The sequence below is a fragment of the Janthinobacterium sp. ROICE36 genome (genome assembly GCF_002869965.1).
GTDB lineage: Bacteria > Pseudomonadota > Gammaproteobacteria > Burkholderiales > Burkholderiaceae_D > Janthinobacterium.
Genome location: NZ_PEBS01000036.1, coordinates 42,329 through 56,848 on the forward strand (window position 1 = coordinate 42,329; position 14,520 = coordinate 56,848).

14 protein-coding genes, 1 tRNA gene and 2 pseudogenes are annotated in these 14,520 nt (G+C 63.6%); 7 read left to right on the plus strand and 10 right to left on the minus strand.

Annotated features, from left to right (window positions below; genetic code table 11):
• Nucleotides 1-36 precede the first annotated feature (36 nt).
• Nucleotides 37-876: a M15 family metallopeptidase gene (locus CSZ94_RS15800; protein ID WP_102122378.1), complete on the minus strand. Its 840-nt coding sequence runs from the start codon at nt 874-876 to the stop codon at nt 37-39.
• A 138-nt stretch (nt 877-1,014) separates the two neighbouring features.
• Here CSZ94_RS15800 and CSZ94_RS28035 point away from each other — a divergent pair, with 138 nt between their 5' ends.
• Complete coding sequence (locus CSZ94_RS28035) at nt 1,015-1,707, plus strand: hypothetical protein (RefSeq protein ID WP_180977496.1); 693 nt, start codon at nt 1,015-1,017, stop codon at nt 1,705-1,707.
• A gap of 69 nt (nt 1,708-1,776) precedes the next feature.
• Here CSZ94_RS28035 and CSZ94_RS15810 read toward each other — a convergent pair whose 3' ends face one another.
• A complete protein-coding gene (locus tag CSZ94_RS15810) occupies nt 1,777-2,571 on the minus strand; it encodes an alpha/beta fold hydrolase (RefSeq protein WP_102122379.1) in 795 nt (264 codons plus the stop codon).
• A gap of 337 nt (nt 2,572-2,908) precedes the next feature.
• On the opposite strand from CSZ94_RS15810, the gene CSZ94_RS15815 reads away from it, so the two are divergent.
• Nucleotides 2,909-3,292, plus strand: a complete 384-nt coding sequence (locus CSZ94_RS15815) for a hypothetical protein (protein ID WP_258001013.1) — start codon at nt 2,909-2,911, stop codon at nt 3,290-3,292.
• A gap of 154 nt (nt 3,293-3,446) precedes the next feature.
• Here the strand turns inward: CSZ94_RS15815 and CSZ94_RS15820 are convergent.
• Nucleotides 3,447-3,522 (minus strand) — tRNA-Asn (locus CSZ94_RS15820).
• Between the two features lie 259 nt (nt 3,523-3,781).
• Here CSZ94_RS15820 and CSZ94_RS15825 point away from each other — a divergent pair.
• On the plus strand, nt 3,782-4,489 hold the full coding sequence (locus tag CSZ94_RS15825) for a GntR family transcriptional regulator (protein ID WP_258001014.1): 708 nt from the start codon (nt 3,782-3,784) through the stop codon (nt 4,487-4,489).
• 82 nt (nt 4,490-4,571) lie between these two features.
• Here CSZ94_RS15825 and CSZ94_RS15830 read toward each other — a convergent pair whose 3' ends face one another.
• From CSZ94_RS15830 to CSZ94_RS15855, 6 genes are all read right to left on the minus strand, one after another.
• The gene (locus tag CSZ94_RS15830; protein WP_102122381.1) at nt 4,572-5,870 is read right to left on the minus strand and encodes an NCS2 family permease; all 1,299 of its coding nucleotides are present in this window, start codon (nt 5,868-5,870) and stop codon (nt 4,572-4,574) included.
• A gap of 72 nt (nt 5,871-5,942) precedes the next feature.
• Entirely contained in the window at nt 5,943-6,344 is a 402-nt protein-coding gene (locus CSZ94_RS15835; RefSeq protein WP_102122382.1) for a GtrA family protein, read from the minus strand.
• A gap of 110 nt (nt 6,345-6,454) precedes the next feature.
• The gene (locus CSZ94_RS15840) at nt 6,455-7,912 is read right to left on the minus strand and encodes a c-type cytochrome (protein ID WP_258001015.1); all 1,458 of its coding nucleotides are present in this window, start codon (nt 7,910-7,912) and stop codon (nt 6,455-6,457) included.
• Complete coding sequence (locus CSZ94_RS15845; RefSeq protein ID WP_102122383.1) at nt 7,909-9,567, minus strand: GMC family oxidoreductase; 1,659 nt, start codon at nt 9,565-9,567, stop codon at nt 7,909-7,911. The genes CSZ94_RS15840 and CSZ94_RS15845 overlap by 4 nt, the downstream gene beginning before the upstream one ends.
• On the minus strand, nt 9,564-10,187 hold the full coding sequence (locus CSZ94_RS15850) for a sorbitol dehydrogenase family protein (RefSeq protein WP_258001016.1): 624 nt from the start codon (nt 10,185-10,187) through the stop codon (nt 9,564-9,566). Before CSZ94_RS15850 ends, CSZ94_RS15845 begins: the two co-directional genes overlap by 4 nt.
• Before the next feature lie 170 nt (nt 10,188-10,357).
• A complete protein-coding gene (locus CSZ94_RS15855) occupies nt 10,358-11,371 on the minus strand; it encodes a hypothetical protein (RefSeq protein WP_102122385.1) in 1,014 nt (337 codons plus the stop codon).
• A 157-nt stretch (nt 11,372-11,528) separates the two neighbouring features.
• Between CSZ94_RS15855 and CSZ94_RS15860 the strand changes: the two genes are divergently transcribed.
• The 3 genes from CSZ94_RS15860 to CSZ94_RS15870 are packed head-to-tail and all read left to right on the plus strand — an operon-like array spanning nt 11,529 to nt 13,776.
• Complete coding sequence (locus CSZ94_RS15860) at nt 11,529-12,047, plus strand: GNAT family N-acetyltransferase (RefSeq protein ID WP_180977497.1); 519 nt, start codon at nt 11,529-11,531, stop codon at nt 12,045-12,047.
• The gene (locus CSZ94_RS15865; protein ID WP_258001017.1) at nt 12,032-12,769 is read left to right on the plus strand and encodes an aspartyl/asparaginyl beta-hydroxylase domain-containing protein; all 738 of its coding nucleotides are present in this window, start codon (nt 12,032-12,034) and stop codon (nt 12,767-12,769) included. The genes CSZ94_RS15860 and CSZ94_RS15865 overlap by 16 nt, the downstream gene beginning before the upstream one ends.
• Complete coding sequence (locus CSZ94_RS15870; protein ID WP_102122387.1) at nt 12,766-13,776, plus strand: sulfotransferase; 1,011 nt, start codon at nt 12,766-12,768, stop codon at nt 13,774-13,776. Before CSZ94_RS15865 ends, CSZ94_RS15870 begins: the two co-directional genes overlap by 4 nt.
• A 123-nt stretch (nt 13,777-13,899) precedes the next feature.
• Here the strand turns inward: CSZ94_RS15870 and CSZ94_RS15875 are convergent.
• Nucleotides 13,900-14,244: pseudogene (locus CSZ94_RS15875) on the minus strand (FxDxF family PEP-CTERM protein); the annotation flags it as partial.
• 149 nt (nt 14,245-14,393) lie between these two features.
• Here CSZ94_RS15875 and CSZ94_RS15880 point away from each other — a divergent pair.
• Nucleotides 14,394-14,520, plus strand: a pseudogene (locus CSZ94_RS15880) (transposase); the annotation flags it as partial.

Sequence of the window (14,520 nt, forward strand, 5' to 3'; positions counted from 1 at the left end):
CAGGCCGCGACGCGGCGCTAGAATGGCTGGCGCGGCTTACTTGCCCAGCACGCGCGGTTGCGGCAATTCCGTGTGGCCAAAATCCATCATGGTCCAGCGCCCGCCCCAGCGCAGGCCCACCGATTCGGCCGTTACGCCATATAAACGGTAGCCGCGCATGGCCCAGGCATTTTTTTCAGAAATGATGAGCTTTCCCTCATGCATGAATGCGCAATCGGCCGCCAGGCCATACTGGTGATAGCTTTGAAACGCCCTGGCGTTCGTCACGTTCGGGCCGGCCGCCGCCAGTTGGTCCTGGCGCGCGGGACTGCGGTAGCCTTCCAGCAAGACCATGTCGTAACCATGCACGTCCTTCATGATCTTGAAGACCAGCAGCAGGCGCTGCGCGTAGTCGTGCTCGAGCAATTGCCAGTTGCGGCTGGCGCCGCCCAGCAGCGGGCGCAGCTGCGTCACTTCCGCCGTGGAAAACAACAGCGGCGGCAAGGTTGGCGGCGGCACCAGCTGCTCGCCTTTCAGCAAGTCGCTGACCTGGTCATTGATGACGTGCTGCCGGTCGGCATAGCCGCGCAGGGCGATGCGGTCGCTGGACATCCAGGCCAGCAGCGGCGGTACGATGACCAGCACGCTGCCTGCCAGGCTCAGCCAACGATGCCGCGACAGCAGCTGCCAGGTGCGCGCCATGCCCGAGCCCGCGTGCTGCTGCATGCGCTGCCACTGCGCGCCGCTGCCGCCCTTCAAGTGCTGCGCGCGCCGCTGCATGCGCCAGCCCAAGTTGACGAGGGTGTGCAGCACGACGGCGCGGCCGCCGGGAAACAGCAGCAACCAGCACGCAAAACAGGCGAGCAGGAAATACATCAGGACCAGGGCGACGAACATGGGGCGCTCCGTGACAGGGGTAGTCTGGGCCGGACAGCAATTTCCCGGCGGTATCGCTAGATCGTAGGCGTCCGCGGCCCGCATGAGCGCGGTTTACATCAAGGTCAGTCGAGTTTGATCCACTGCGGAGGTGATATTTTGTCTTTATTGAAAAACGGAGATGGCCAGGCGCGCGGTCCGAATCTGCTCAGCAAGGCCGGCGCGACTGGCGTGCCCATCGAAGGCAAGGGCATCCTGTCGCAGCTCGAACACGGCGTCGCCGCGCCCGCTGCAGGGACCGCCCTGCGCTGGCGCCCCGGCTGGCGGTATTGGGCCGCTGGCACGCTGTGCCTGGCGGTGCTGGCCGTGCTCGCCTATGACACGAGCATCGTGCCTCGGCCCCTGCCGCCGGCGCCCGCCACGACCGTGATCATGGCCCCGTCCGCGCTGGCGGCGCCATCCGCACCAACGGTGCCCCCGCAGGCGGTGCAAGCGGCCACCATCGTCAATACGGCAGGGCCGCCCTTGCCTGCGGCCGCAGTCACGACGGCAAACGCGGGCGTGCCGCGCAAGGCGCCGCCGCCTGCGCGCCAGGCTGCGGCGCGCCCGCAGGAGTCGAGGCCCGCTGCCGCGCCCGGCGACAGCGACGTCGCCTTGCTGACGGCGATGGTGGCCCATGCGCACCGGCAAGAAGGCACGGCAAAGCCCGTGCGCGACGTGGTGCTGCGCCTGCAGGAGCGAGAAACGGCGGAGCTCTTGCGGCGCTGCAAGCAGTTGGGCATGATCGAAGGCATGTTGTGCCGCTCGCGCATCTGTTCGGGCCGCTGGGACAGCGATCCCGCCTGCCATTGAGGCCGACGCGCCGGATGGGACGTCAGGCGCGCTTGTCGCGGGTGGTCAATACCAGGTGATCCAGGTGGTCTATCCTATGTTTCTCGGGTGAGTGGCCGCGTCCATGCGGCCTTGCAAAAAACCTTCCATCAGCGCCAGCAAAGCCTGCGGCTGCTCCTGGTGCGGCGTATGGCCGCATTGCTCAACAATGGCGGGCACCGCATTGAGCGCCTGCGCCACGATCGTGTCGACCTGGGCCGCGCTGCCGTACTGGTCCTCGCTGCCCTGCAGCACCAGCGCCGGGCATTCGATGGAAGGCAGCAGGTATTCGATGTTCCAGAACTGGAACCCATAGCTGAGCCAGGTATCCGACCAGGCCTTGAAGATGGCTTCCGTCTTGTCACCATGGTATTTCGCCAGCGCGCGCAGCTTGCCCGCGCCAAACGCCGCATGCGCCACGCGGATGCCATCGAGCGTGATGCCTTCGACAAACACGTGCGCCGCTTCGGTGATGATGCCGCGCAAGCGCGGCGGCTGCTGCGCCGCATAAATGAGGGCGATGCTGCCGCCATCCGAGTGGCCGATGAGAAAATGGTCCTGCCCCGGCAGCAGTGCAGCCAGCACTTGCGGCAACTCGCACAGCGCGTAGTCGTGCAAATAATGGAGTTGGCGGCGCGCCGCCAGCGGCGACGACTGCCCATAGCCGTGGCGGTCATACAGCAAGCCGCGGCACCCCGTCGCCTGGCATAGCAGCACGGGGAAATCTTTCCACATTGCACAACAGCCGAGCCCCTCGTGCAGGAAGACCAGGCAGGGCTTGGCGGGGTCGCCTTCGATCAGTTCGTAATAGATATCGGTTTCTGCACTCAGGTTCAGTATCGGCATGGGCTAGGCTCGCAACAGGTTGCGCATCGACAGGTTGGCTGGGCCTATTGTGCCATTGTCCTGCGCGGCATGCGTGGCGCCCCATAAAAATAGCCTGCGGGAAAAGATCTCGCCACTTGTCTGCAAGGTGTTTGCGCCAGCACAAATGAGCGCTGTTTTTCCGGTGGCCCTGCGCGCCTTTTTCCCGTGCGTTTGCCTAGAATGGCTTACTCCAACAGCATGGAGCAGGCGGCTACCTTATCAGCCAGGACGTGACACTGGCCGTCACGACAACAGATAAGGCGTCTTGCCGCACGACGTCAGGCGCGGCGTCCAAACTATCGATCAGGAGTACATCATGGAAATGAAAGTAGAACATCGCACCGGCAGCAACCTGGCACTGGAAGAAACCGATGCGCCGATGGAGCAGGAAGGCAAAAGCGCAAAAGGCGCCGCAGCACAAGACTTGAACCTGAGCGCCGCCGCCTTCACCACCTATTACATCTGGGCAGCCAATGGCGTGCATCCTTCGGTCAACTTCACCAATCCCAACGTGAAAGCCAATTCGCGCGTATTGCTCAATATCAGCGAGTATGGCGCGACTCCCCAGGACCGTTTTATCGGTTCAGCCCGCATGGCCGTGTACAACATCGCACCGTACAACGGCGGCTTCCGTGCCTGGGTGGATATTTCCTGGGGCAGCCCGCTCAAGGTCCGTTTCGACGTGTTTGTCGATCCCTGATCCGGGAAACACTGCGCATGCCCCTGCCACCAGCAGGCCAGCAGCGCGCACATCGCTAAGACACTGAAGGGATGGCAAGCGTGGATGGGGAACCGTGCGCGCATAGCAAAAAAGGGCCACGTGTTGCCACGTGGCCCTTTGCTACTACATGTTCTGGCTCCCCGACCTGGACTCGAACCAGGGACCTGCGGATTAACAGTCCGTCGCTCTACCAACTGAGCTATCAGGGAAAGGAGGCCGAATTATATACGTCAAAATTTCTCATGTCCAGTTTCAATCTGCATGGCCAGAAAAATACGCCGCCAGGGAAGCAGCCTTGCCATGTGGCTGGGTCCGTCTGCGCGGCACCACGCAAGATAGTAGAATAGCCAGGCCTTGCCGACACGCAAGGCGCTAACGGCATGCCGGCAGCGGGGCGTCAACCACGCCGCCGCGCGGACATGCGCTTGCAAGGCTCACCTTGCCCCTGGTTTACTGCTCTCGCCCGACATGACAGAATCAAGCGCACCCCTGGTGGACAAGCACGGCAGCGGCGACAGCTCGGTGGAAATTGCCGAGCATATGGCGACAGCCATCGTGGCGCGCCAATTGCCACCCGGTACGCGGCTGCGCGAAGAAGCGCTGTGCCGGCTGTATGGCGTCAGTCGCACCAAGATCCGCGCCGCCCTGCTCATACTCTCAAAAGACAAGCTGATCCGCATGGTGCCCGACAAAGGCGCCTTCGTCAGCCAACCGACCGAAGCGGAAGCGCGCGACATCTTTGCCGCGCGTATCATCATCGAGGCGGCCCTGGCGCGCGAATTCGTCGCGCGGGCCAAGCCCGCCGACTACAGGATGCTGGAGCGGCACCTGAAAGCGGAGCGCCTGGCGCTGGCGCAAGCGACGCCGCTGCGCGCGCAACTGCTGGGCGACTTCCACGTCTTGCTGGCCGACATCGCCGGCAACGCCGTGCTGCGCGACATCGTGCGTGAACTGGTGGGGCGCAGCTCGCTCATCACCATGCTGTACCGGTCCGGCCATGCTGCCGCCTGCTCGTGCGACGAACACGGCCGCTTTCTCGACGCGGCGCGCAGTGGCGACGCCGACCTGGCGGAGCGCCTGATGGTCGAGCACCTGGCGCATGTGGAAGCGGCCTTGCGCTTCGACGGCAGCGCCAGCGATGCCAAAAAAGACCTGGTGGCGGCACTGCTGATGTAAACCGCACCATCAAAAAAGGCCGCCCCTGCTGGTGAATGGGCGGCCTTGTCATTGCAACGGCAACTAAGCTCCGCCGAACCGGCTATTCGCCCAGGTAGATAAACTTGAACAGGAAGATGGCAGCGATAATGTAGGCCACCACCGACACTTGCTTGCCCTTGCCCGTCAACAGTTTCAATACCGCATAGGTGATGAAGCCGAACGCCACGCCGCTGGCCACCGAATAGGTAAACGGCATCATCAGCGCCGTGATGGCGGCCGGAATGCTTTCCGTGCTGTCATCCCAGTCGATATAGGTCAGTTCGCGCAGCATCAAACACGCCACGTACAGCAGCGCGGGCGCCGTCGCGTACGGCGGCACCGTGTGCGCCAGCGGAGCGAAGAACAGGCTGCCCAGGAACAGCAGCGCAACGGCCACGGCCGTCAAACCCGTGCGCCCGCCCGCTTGCACGCCGGCCGCACTTTCCACGAAGGCCGTGGTACTGGACGTGCCCAGACAGGCGCCAGCGGCAATCGCCGTGCTGTCGGCCAGCAAGGCCTTGTTCATGCGCTCCATCTTGCCGTCTTTCAACAAGCCGGCACGGTTGGCCACGCCCATCAGGGTGCCCGTCGCATCGAACAATTCCACCAGGAAAAATACCAGTACCACGTTGACGATGCCGATCGACAATGCGCCCATGATGTCGAGCTTGAACAGAGTCGGCTCGATGGCGGGTGGCGCCGAGACAATGCCATTGAACTGGTTGCCGCCAAAGAAGAAGCTGGCAACCGTGATGGTCAGAATGCCGATCAGGATGGCGCCCGGCACTTTCAGGCGGTCCAGCGCGACGATGATGAAGAAACCGAGGATGGCCAGGATGGGCGCCGCCTGGTGCAAGTCGCCCAGGGCGATGATGGTGGCAGGGTTCGACACCACCACGCCGGCGCTCTTCAGGGAAATGATCGCCAGGAACAGGCCGATACCGACAGTAATCGCCGTGCGCAGCGCAGGCGGGATGCTGTTGATGATCATCTCGCGTATCTTGAACAGGCTGACCAGGATGAACAGGCAGCCGGAAATGAAGACGGCGCCCAGCGCCACTTCCCAGCTCATGCCCATGCCCTTGACGACCGTGTACGAGAAATACGCGTTCAAGCCCATGCCCGGCGCCAGCGCGATCGGATAGTTCGCGTACAGGCCCATGACCAGGGTGCCGATGGCGGCCGCCAGGCAGGTGGCAACAAAGACGGCGTCTTTCGGCATGCCCGCGTCGCCGAGGATGGAGGGGTTGACGAAGATGATGTAGGCCATCGTCAGGAATGTGGTCAAGCCGGCCAGCAGCTCCGTGCGCACATTGGTCCCGTTGTCCTTCAATTTGAAATAGCGTTTCAGGAACTGCATGATTAACCCCTTGTTTTGGTAAAACCGCGCGCCTGGTCTTGGACTATGCGCATTTTTTCTTGCAACAAATACTTACTTGCTCGGCGCACTGGCCGGCTTGAAGGCCCACCAGCGGCTGCCCGCAAAATTCCAGACCAGGCCGATGCCGGTGGCCAGCACCTGCGCCAGCCAGTAATACCAGCCCAGCTGGTGTACCAGCAGCCACATCAGACCCGTATTGATGCACCAGCCTATGCCCAGCAAGGTGAAATACTTGGAAGCCGCCTCGCCATGCCCCTTGTCGCTTTTAAACGTGAAAAAGTAATTGAGGAGGTAGTTGACGACGGAACCCATGATGTAGCCGATGCCGGAAGCGGCGGCGGCACTGATGCCGGCCCATTCCACGCCGCCCCACAGCACGCTGTATTGCACGGCCGTGCCGGAAGCGCCGACGGCGGCGAAACGCAAGAATTGGTGATGCAGGGAATGGGACATGGTCAATTTTCAAATGAGACGAAAGCCAGGATAGTGCCAGAATAAAAAATGGCTACGATTGCTCGTAACCATTTTTCAGCCTGCATTTTACTGCAAGTTGCGCCCATCGTTCATATTCGGCGCCGGCGCAGCCACACCAGCAGCGCGATCAGCAGCAAGATGCCCACGATGCCGCCGGGCAGCATGAAGGGCTGCATGCGCGCAAGCACGGGCTTCTCACCGCCGCTGCGCGCCTGCGCTACATACGCTGGCGTGACGGACACGTCCGGGTTGCCATACTGTTTCAATACATAATTGGCGATCGAGGCGATCTGCTCGTCCGTCAATGGCTGCACGTAGGAACGCTGGTCGAAACGGGGCATGAACGCTTCGTGCTCTTCCCCTTCGATCTTGCGCTCGACGCCAAACAAAATGGCCGAGACCAGGTTGGCCGGCGTGGCGCCACCGGTCGCCGTGTTGTTAAACAGGGCGGGATAGGCCTGACCCGTGCTACCGGCGCCACTGGCCGAATGGCAACTGGCGCAATAGCCGGAAAACAGCACCGCACCGCTACTCAGGGAATGGCGCTCGGTGGAGCTGGCCATGCCGCGCAGCACCGGTTCTTCGCTGGCGGCGCTGCCATGGCTGAAGGCGGCCTTGGTCTGCCCGGGCGCACGCACGGCCGGCACCGTGCGCAGCCACGCGACGATGGCGGCCACATCGTCATCGCGCAGGAATTGCAGGCTGTTCTGGATGGCTTCGGCCATGCCGCCCGCCGCCTGCCCCTTGCCTTCCACGTGCCCCGTCTTCAGATAGGCGGCGAGTTCTGCATCCGTCCAGGCGCCGATGCCGCTGACCTTGTCGGAGGTGATGTTGGGCGCATGCCAGGAACCGAGCGCGGCGCCCGCCAGCGTCTGGCTGCCGATTTCGGCCATCAGCATATTGCGCGGCGTATGGCAGGCGCTGCAATGCGCCAGGCCTTCGGCCAGGTAGGCACCGCGGTTGATTTGCGCGCTCTTCGCTGGATCGGGCACAAAGCGTTTATTGTCGAGGAACAAGGTATTCCAGCCCAGCATGGACAGGCGCACATTGAACGGGAATGGCAGGACCGTCTGGCGCGCCGGATCATCGACGGGTTGGACGGCCTGCATGAAGTAATAATACAAGTCGCCCACGTCCGCATCCGTCAGCTGCGCATAGCTGGTGTAGGGCATGGCCGGATACAGATGGCTGCCATCGGCGCGCACGCCTGCACGCAAGGCGCGCGCAAAGTCGGCTTCCGTGTAGTGGCCGATGCCGCCCTTTTTCGATGGCGTGATATTCGTGGCATAAATCGTGCCCAGCGGCGATTCGATGGCATAGCCACCCGCATACGGCTTGCCGCCGGCCGCCGTATGGCACGCCATGCAGTCGGCCGCGATGGCCAGGTAGCGGCCCCGCTCCAGGCGCGCATCGGCGCCCGAGGTACCTGCTGCAGGCACGGCCGGGCGGTCCGGCGTCAGGGTGACGGGCGGCAGCGCTGCGACAGCGTGCGCGGCCAGGGGCAAGCCGGCCACCAGGGTCAGGCACAGCAAGAAACGACGCATCATGCTGCCTCCTTTGCCAAGGTGCGGGCAATGTCGTCGGCAGCGCGCAAACCGAGCGCGGCCATGCTGAGAGTGGTGTTGACCACGCTGGCCGACGGCATGGCGCCGCCGCCCGGCAGCCACAAATTGGCATGGTCGTGCGCGCGGCAATTGCCATCGACCACCGAATCGGCACGGTTCAACCCCATGATGACGCCGCCCATGATGTGGTTATTGGCGTTCAGGCTGTCGGTGATATGGAATTCCACGGCGCCGAACAGCTTGCCGATGTGCTCAAGCTGCGCATGCGCAGCCTTCGCGCCATTGCGCACGTAGTCGCCCACGTCATAATAAATTTCGGGACAGGCCAGGCCCAGCGGGTCCTTGCGCGTCTTGCTCAAGGTCAGGCGGTTGTGCGCTTCGGGCAGCGGTTCCAGGCTGATCGACAGATCCACGCCAAACGCGGCGCGGCGGCGGATTTCATCGTCGAGGTCCTTGCCCACCAGACCCAGCTTGAGCGACTGCTGGGTAGCAGGTCCCACGCGGGTGATATTGTTCAAGATTATCTTGTTGGCCGAATACTGCGACCGGAAGGCGCCGTCGCGCGGCCCCACCAGGCAGCTGCTCTGCGCAGGACCACGACCCGTCCAGATCGGTTCATTGGCGAGGAAGGTACAGTGGAAACCGGAATGGTCCATCATGTTGCGGCCCACCTGGTCGGAACTGTTGGCGATGCCGTTCGGATTGTTCCGGTTCGCCGCCAGCAGCAGCAAACGGGGCGTCTCGATGCCATTGCAGGCGATCACGAAGGCCTTGCCCATCGCCGTGTGCGACTGTTTCTTGGCGTCATACCAATGCACGGCCGTCACGCGATTGTTCTGGTCCGTGTCGATACGGTAGACGACGGCCTCGGCCAGCACGCCCGCGCCTTTGAGTTCGGCCCGCTCCACATGGTGGATGCCGTTGTACATGGCGCCGATGGGGCAGATGGGCTGGCAGTTATTATTGCCGCAGCACGTAGGCCGCCCCTGCCATGGGCGCGTCGAGCGCCCTTGCGGAATCGGCACGGAGCGGTAGCCGTGCGGGTTGACCACTTCGGCGAAGCGCTTGTCGCCATAGCCCCACGGCACCATGTCCATCGGATACGGCGCGCTGCGCTCGCTGGGCGATTGCAAGGTGGGATCGTTGGGACCGGCCACGCCCATTTCCTGCTCGGCACGGCAATAGTACGGTTCCAGTTCAGCGTAGGAAATAGCCCAGTCGCGCCCCACCCCGTAATCGCTTTTCATGCGCATGTCGGTCGGCAAATGGCGCCAGCACGACGCGGCCCAGTGCCAGGTGGTGCCGCCGACCGTGCGCAGATAGCCTTGCTGGAAACTGCTGCCGCTGGGGCCGGACAATTCCACATAGTTGTTTTTTGGAAAATACAGGGGTGCGGGCGCATTGTCCGCCTGCGGATACAGGCCCTGAAAGTCAGAGCCGACGCGGTTTTCAAACGGCATGTTGCGCCAGTTTTCCACGGCTTGCCCACGTTCGATGCGCAAGCCCGCTTCCAGCATGATCACGGAATGGCCTAGCGCGGCCAGCTGGTCGGCCATCATGGCGCCCACCACGCCGGTACCGACGATGACGACATCGGCGACAACGTCGCCATTACTCTTGAATTGGGGTGATTTCATTTTGCTTGCTTGCCTTTCGGTTCGGGGGTGCCGGTGGTGGCCGGAGCGGGCACGGGCTTGGGCGCCACGGGTGCGGAGACACCCACGGCCGGCGGCGCCTTCAGCCACCACAGGGGGCCGTAGTTGCAATAGGTCGGCACAACCTGGCCATCGGCCACCGTGCGGTACATCAAGGCTTGCGCATACGCGACGACGATGGACTTCGTGCCCTGCGCCGCGTTGCCGGCGACGGTGCCCGTGTACCAAGCGGCGACGATGGCCAGCGCCAGTTCGCGCAAGCTGGCATCGGCAGCGGTGGCGGCCGCCAGCAGGGCCTTCGCCTCCTGGCCCGTGACGAGCAGCGCGCCCAGCTGCGGCAAGCGGTCGGCAAAGCCGGGCACGTTGCTGCGCATGGCTTGCTCGATACGCGCCGCCGTACCGGCAGACAGGTCGCGGTGGCCCGTGATCGTTTGCGACAAGGTGTAAAACAGCATGGTGGCCGGTGCCAGGCCGGTAGCCGGAGCGCTGGCCGGAGACTGCATGGCGGCGGACAGGGGATTGCTCCAGAAACCGGCCTGCGCCAGCAAGGCGGCCAGGCCGATCAGGGCGTGACGGCGGCTGATGCGGGGAAGGGATGACATGGATGGTGCAGATGGTTCGTTGCCTGGATGGTTCATGAGACTCCCGCAAGACTTGTTGTTTTGTTGACTTCGATGGTTGCGCTAGATTGCATTTGCAGATAGATGGAACCGGTTCCACATTATCCTACAGAAATAAATTGTTTGCCAATGGAGTATTACTATCGGGATGACTACTGAGAATTTACCTTGTGCATTTCCTCCTGTATTGATTCAGGCGTTTTGCGCAGGCGAAACGCCAGTCCGGGCTGGCCGCCCAGGCGGTAATGGAAATCGAGCATGCTGCCGCCAGCCAGGCCAGGCTTGCCCGGCAGAGGCAGGGGCAGGTTCAGGCTGCAATCATGGTCGCCCAGGACGATGTCGCCATACACGCGGATGCGCGTCAGCAATCGCGGCGCCTGCTCCAGCACATCGGGCAGGCGGATGGTGGCGGCCGGCAGGCTGTCGCCCAGAGCGCCCTGCCAGGCGCGCAAGGCGTCACCATCGAGGGCAAACACACGGCCCCAGTCGGTACACGGCTCGCCGGGGGTGCGCCGGTCCAGGCCCAGGTGCACGGTGACGGCCGCCGGCAACAGCGCCGCGGCCGGCGCTTGCGCGTGCAGATTGCGCAGGATGGCTACCTGCGGCTCCTTGCCCAGCGCCGTATTCATGGTTTCGCTGACGATCACGTCCGGCATGACAGCGGCAGGAATGCGGTAAGTGGCCGCGTCGGCGCAAATGTATGCCGTCACATGACTGTCCAGTTCCAGCCGTGCGATCAGGTCGTGCGCATAGGCCAGCGTCTCGGCGTGCACGTCGAGGATGGCAAACTGCACCTGGGTCGCGCTCAGCACCGCCATCACTGGCAAGGCCAGCAAGGCAAACGGGCCGCAGCCCGCATACAGCACGCGCACGGGCCGCCCGGCGCCCAGTTGCTCGCGCACGGCCAGCGCCAGGCCCTGGATGAAGGCGGCGCTACGGTACGGTTCGCGCGCGCACAGGCCCGCCTGCACGGGCGAAATGGCCCAGCCGCTGGGCAGGAAGCTTTCACCATCGCGCAAGCCATCCTGCCGATCCATGGACAGGCGCGAATGGCGTTCGACAAGCTGGCGCAGCTGCACTGTTTCGCCGATCAGGCTTGCCAGCGAGCGCTGCGGATCGCACAGGGCGGCCGCAATGGCGGCCAGTTCCGCTTGTGGGGCCGTCATGCACAGCCCCGCTGGCGCAGCGGGATAAAGACAGAATACATGCGGCTTCCTTGAAATGATTGCAAGTACGCGGAAAAATTGGCAGCATAGCAAACAAATAGACGCTTGCGCATTTGCCGCCATCCGCCACCATCCGCAACGACCTACCGGAGCACCGATGCACGCCTTGCCGCTTTCCGATCTTACCCTCGCCCTCGCCAGCCTGCCCGCCCCCTACCAGTTGCGCGTCCAGCGCGACGACGACGATGACTTTGCCGCCGCGCTGTACAGCGCCACGCGCGACGACCTGCGCCAGGTACCGGCCGACCCCGCCGTCATCGAACAGTTGATCGCCATGCAGCGCCGCATGCAAAGCCAGGGCTATCGCCAGGCGTATCCGCACGCGGCCTACCTGGTGCTGCAGCACGGCGACACCTCCATCGGCCGCCTGATCCTCGACCGCCAGGACAAGGTGCTGCACCTGGTCGATATTGCCATCCTGCCGTCTGCGCGGGGTCAGGGCGCCGGCAGCGCCGTGCTGCGGGGCCTGCAGGCGCAAGCGGGCGCAGACCAGCTGCACATCCACCTTGCCGTCAACAAAAGCAACACTGCCGCGCGCGCACTGTACCAGCGGCTGGGCTTTCGCCTGCGCGGGGAAAACGAGGTGCAGGAGCAACTCGCGTGGAGTGCGCCATAGTGCCGGCGCCCGACGCCCCCAGCACCTGGCTGCAGCTGCCGCTACGCTTTGACGTGGCGCGCATGCAGCGCGACAGCGACCAGTTCGCCTTTGACGAGTGGCTCAGCCATTTCAATACGGGCGCCTATGACCATGGGTGGAGCTGCGTGCCGCTGCGCTCGGTCGGTGGCCAGGCGGGCCACATCATGCCCATCGACGACGGTGCCTACGCCGCCACGCCGCAACTGGCGCGCTGCCCCAGCCTGCGCGAGGCGCTCGCCAGTTTCGAATGCAAAATCCGCGCCGCGCGCCTGCTGGCGCTGGCGCCCGGCGCCCACATCCATGCACACCGCGATGCAAAAATGGCATTGCAGGATGGCTTGACGCGCATCCACATCCCCATCCACACCTCGCCGCAGGTACTGTTCAGTATCGACGGCGAGACCGTGCATTTCACGGCCGGCCACGCCTGGTACATGGATGCCAGCTGCCTGCACGCGGTACACAACCAGGGCACGACGCCGCGCATCCACCTCGTGCTCGACTGCGTCACCAACTCCTGGCTCGAAGCGCTGTTCGCCGTAGCCGGCTTTGTGCCGAAAGCATCCCACAAGTATGGCGACGCCAGCATCAACGATGACAATGTGCACAAGGTCATTACCCAGCTGCGGCTGTCGCCCTCGCCTGCCAGCCTGGCGCTGGCCAGCGAGCTGGCGGCACTGGCCGACGGGCGCGCAGCATGATCGCCGCACCAGGCCTTGCTCAGCAGGAACGTTTTCTGGCCCAAGGCAAGACGGTGGCATGGCAGGAGGGCATGGATCTGCGCGGCTGGTATCCGCTGTCCGTGGAGCGCGGCGATGCGCTGGCGGACACTGCCATGTGCTGGCGCGACCTGGGAGAAACGGCTTTCAGCGACGCCTTCTTTGTCAATACGCTGGCGCGCCAGCCGCATGAGCAACGCCGCGTCTGCCGCACGCCACTGGCGGCGCTGGCGACCCTCGCCGCTGGCCTGACGCCCGACCTTTTCATCTTCCATGTCTCGCGCTGCGGCTCGACCTTGCTGAGCCAACTACTGGCATCGTTGCCGCAGTGCATAGTCATGTCCGAGCCGCCCATCATCGACTCGCTGCTGCGCCTGCATCACGACAGCACCGACCCGGCAGCCAGCATCACCCTGCTGCGCCAGGCCATCCTGGCACTGGGCCAGCGCCGCTCCGGCGAAGAATCACACTTCATCATCAAGTTCGACTGCTGGCACATCCACAGCCTGGACTTGCTGCGGCAAGCGTTTCCCGGCACGCCCTGCCTGTTCGTCTACCGCGAACCGCTGGCCGTACTGGCCTCGCACCAGCGCCAGCGTGGCCCGCAAATGGTGCCCGGCATGCTGCACCCAACCCAACTGCCGCTGCCCGCGCACCAGCTGGCGCCCGGCGATCTCGACGGTTATACGGCCCTGGTGCTGGCCAGCCTGGTCAACGCAGCCCGGCCCCATGCCGCCACCGGCCAGTTGCAGTTAATCAACTACAACCAATTGCCAGACATCCTCTTCAGCGACTTGCTGCCCCGTCTCGGCATCCCCCCCACGGCAGGGCAGTTGCAAGCGATGCGCGCGCGCGGCGGCGTGCATGCGAAATACGGCACCGTCTACCAAGGCGATCCGCCGGTGCCTGCAGCAGACGGCCTTGCCGCCATCGCTGCGCAATTGCAACCGGGCTATCTGGCGCTGGAAGCGTTGCGCATAGGAAGTTGAAGCTGCATCAGCGTGCCATCGGCACTCGCCATGAAAGGCGAAAATCCCGGTGAAGGACCGGGCTTTTTGCGTGGCGACTGTTGCACTGCGCTGAGCGGCCGCGCCTCAGCCTTGAAAAGCTACTTAACCGCGTTGCGTGCGACGGCGGCGTGCCATGAAACCTATCAGACCCAGGCCGGCAGCCAGCATGGCATAGGTCGACGGTTCTGGCACGGCCGTAACCGATACGTTGTCGAGTGCCGCACCCCACACGCTGTTTTTGTTATTCCCTTGAAAGTACAAGGTGCTGTTGGCAGCAGTGGCAATAAAACTGAACCCTTCGTTTACCCAGCCCATGTTGGAAGGAGACCGACCCGTACTGTCAAAGGTGAAGCTGTGTACGCCCGTGACGCCCACATCCACCAACTTGAGGCTGCCGCCACCTTCGGCATTGCCGGCCAGGCTAAAACTGACGTTGTACTGCTGTCTGTTGGTGCCGACGTGAAATTGCTCCAGGCTACCGATTCCAACTGACCCAGTTCAACACCTCTGGAACCGTTGCTGCACGCGGGTTTTCTATCTATCTACGTGGGCACCAAATGTCGGCAGCTTGGGTCAAAAAATCGTCGGCGCCAACATACCTGGCCATCGGCGTCAACATGGAGGGCCACAAGGAGGTGCTGGGCCTGTGGATATCCCAAACCGAGGGGGCCAAGTTCTGGCTGCAAGTCGTCACCGAACTCAAAAATCGCGGCGTACAGGACA

Excerpts from the sequence above, each read along its gene's own strand:
- CSZ94_RS15800 (WP_102122378.1), bottom strand. The coding sequence starts at position 876 with ATGTTCGTCGCCCTGGTCCTGATGTATTTCCTGCTCGCCTGTTTTGCG.
- CSZ94_RS15810 (WP_102122379.1), bottom strand. The coding sequence starts at position 2,571 with ATGCCGATACTGAACCTGAGTGCAGAAACCGATATCTATTACGAACTG.
- CSZ94_RS15815 (WP_258001013.1), top strand. The coding sequence starts at position 2,909 with ATGGAAATGAAAGTAGAACATCGCACCGGCAGCAACCTGGCACTGGAA.
- CSZ94_RS15825 (WP_258001014.1), top strand. The coding sequence starts at position 3,782 with ATGACAGAATCAAGCGCACCCCTGGTGGACAAGCACGGCAGCGGCGAC.
- CSZ94_RS15830 (WP_102122381.1), bottom strand. The coding sequence starts at position 5,870 with ATGCAGTTCCTGAAACGCTATTTCAAATTGAAGGACAACGGGACCAAT.
- CSZ94_RS15835 (WP_102122382.1), bottom strand. The coding sequence starts at position 6,344 with ATGTCCCATTCCCTGCATCACCAATTCTTGCGTTTCGCCGCCGTCGGC.
- CSZ94_RS15840 (WP_258001015.1), bottom strand. The coding sequence starts at position 7,912 with ATGATGCGTCGTTTCTTGCTGTGCCTGACCCTGGTGGCCGGCTTGCCC.
- CSZ94_RS15845 (WP_102122383.1), bottom strand. The coding sequence starts at position 9,567 with ATGAAATCACCCCAATTCAAGAGTAATGGCGACGTTGTCGCCGATGTC.
- CSZ94_RS15850 (WP_258001016.1), bottom strand. The coding sequence starts at position 10,187 with ATGTCATCCCTTCCCCGCATCAGCCGCCGTCACGCCCTGATCGGCCTG.
- CSZ94_RS15855 (WP_102122385.1), bottom strand. The coding sequence starts at position 11,371 with ATGACGGCCCCACAAGCGGAACTGGCCGCCATTGCGGCCGCCCTGTGC.
- CSZ94_RS15860 (WP_180977497.1), top strand. The coding sequence starts at position 11,529 with ATGCACGCCTTGCCGCTTTCCGATCTTACCCTCGCCCTCGCCAGCCTG.
- CSZ94_RS15870 (WP_102122387.1), top strand. The coding sequence starts at position 12,766 with ATGATCGCCGCACCAGGCCTTGCTCAGCAGGAACGTTTTCTGGCCCAA.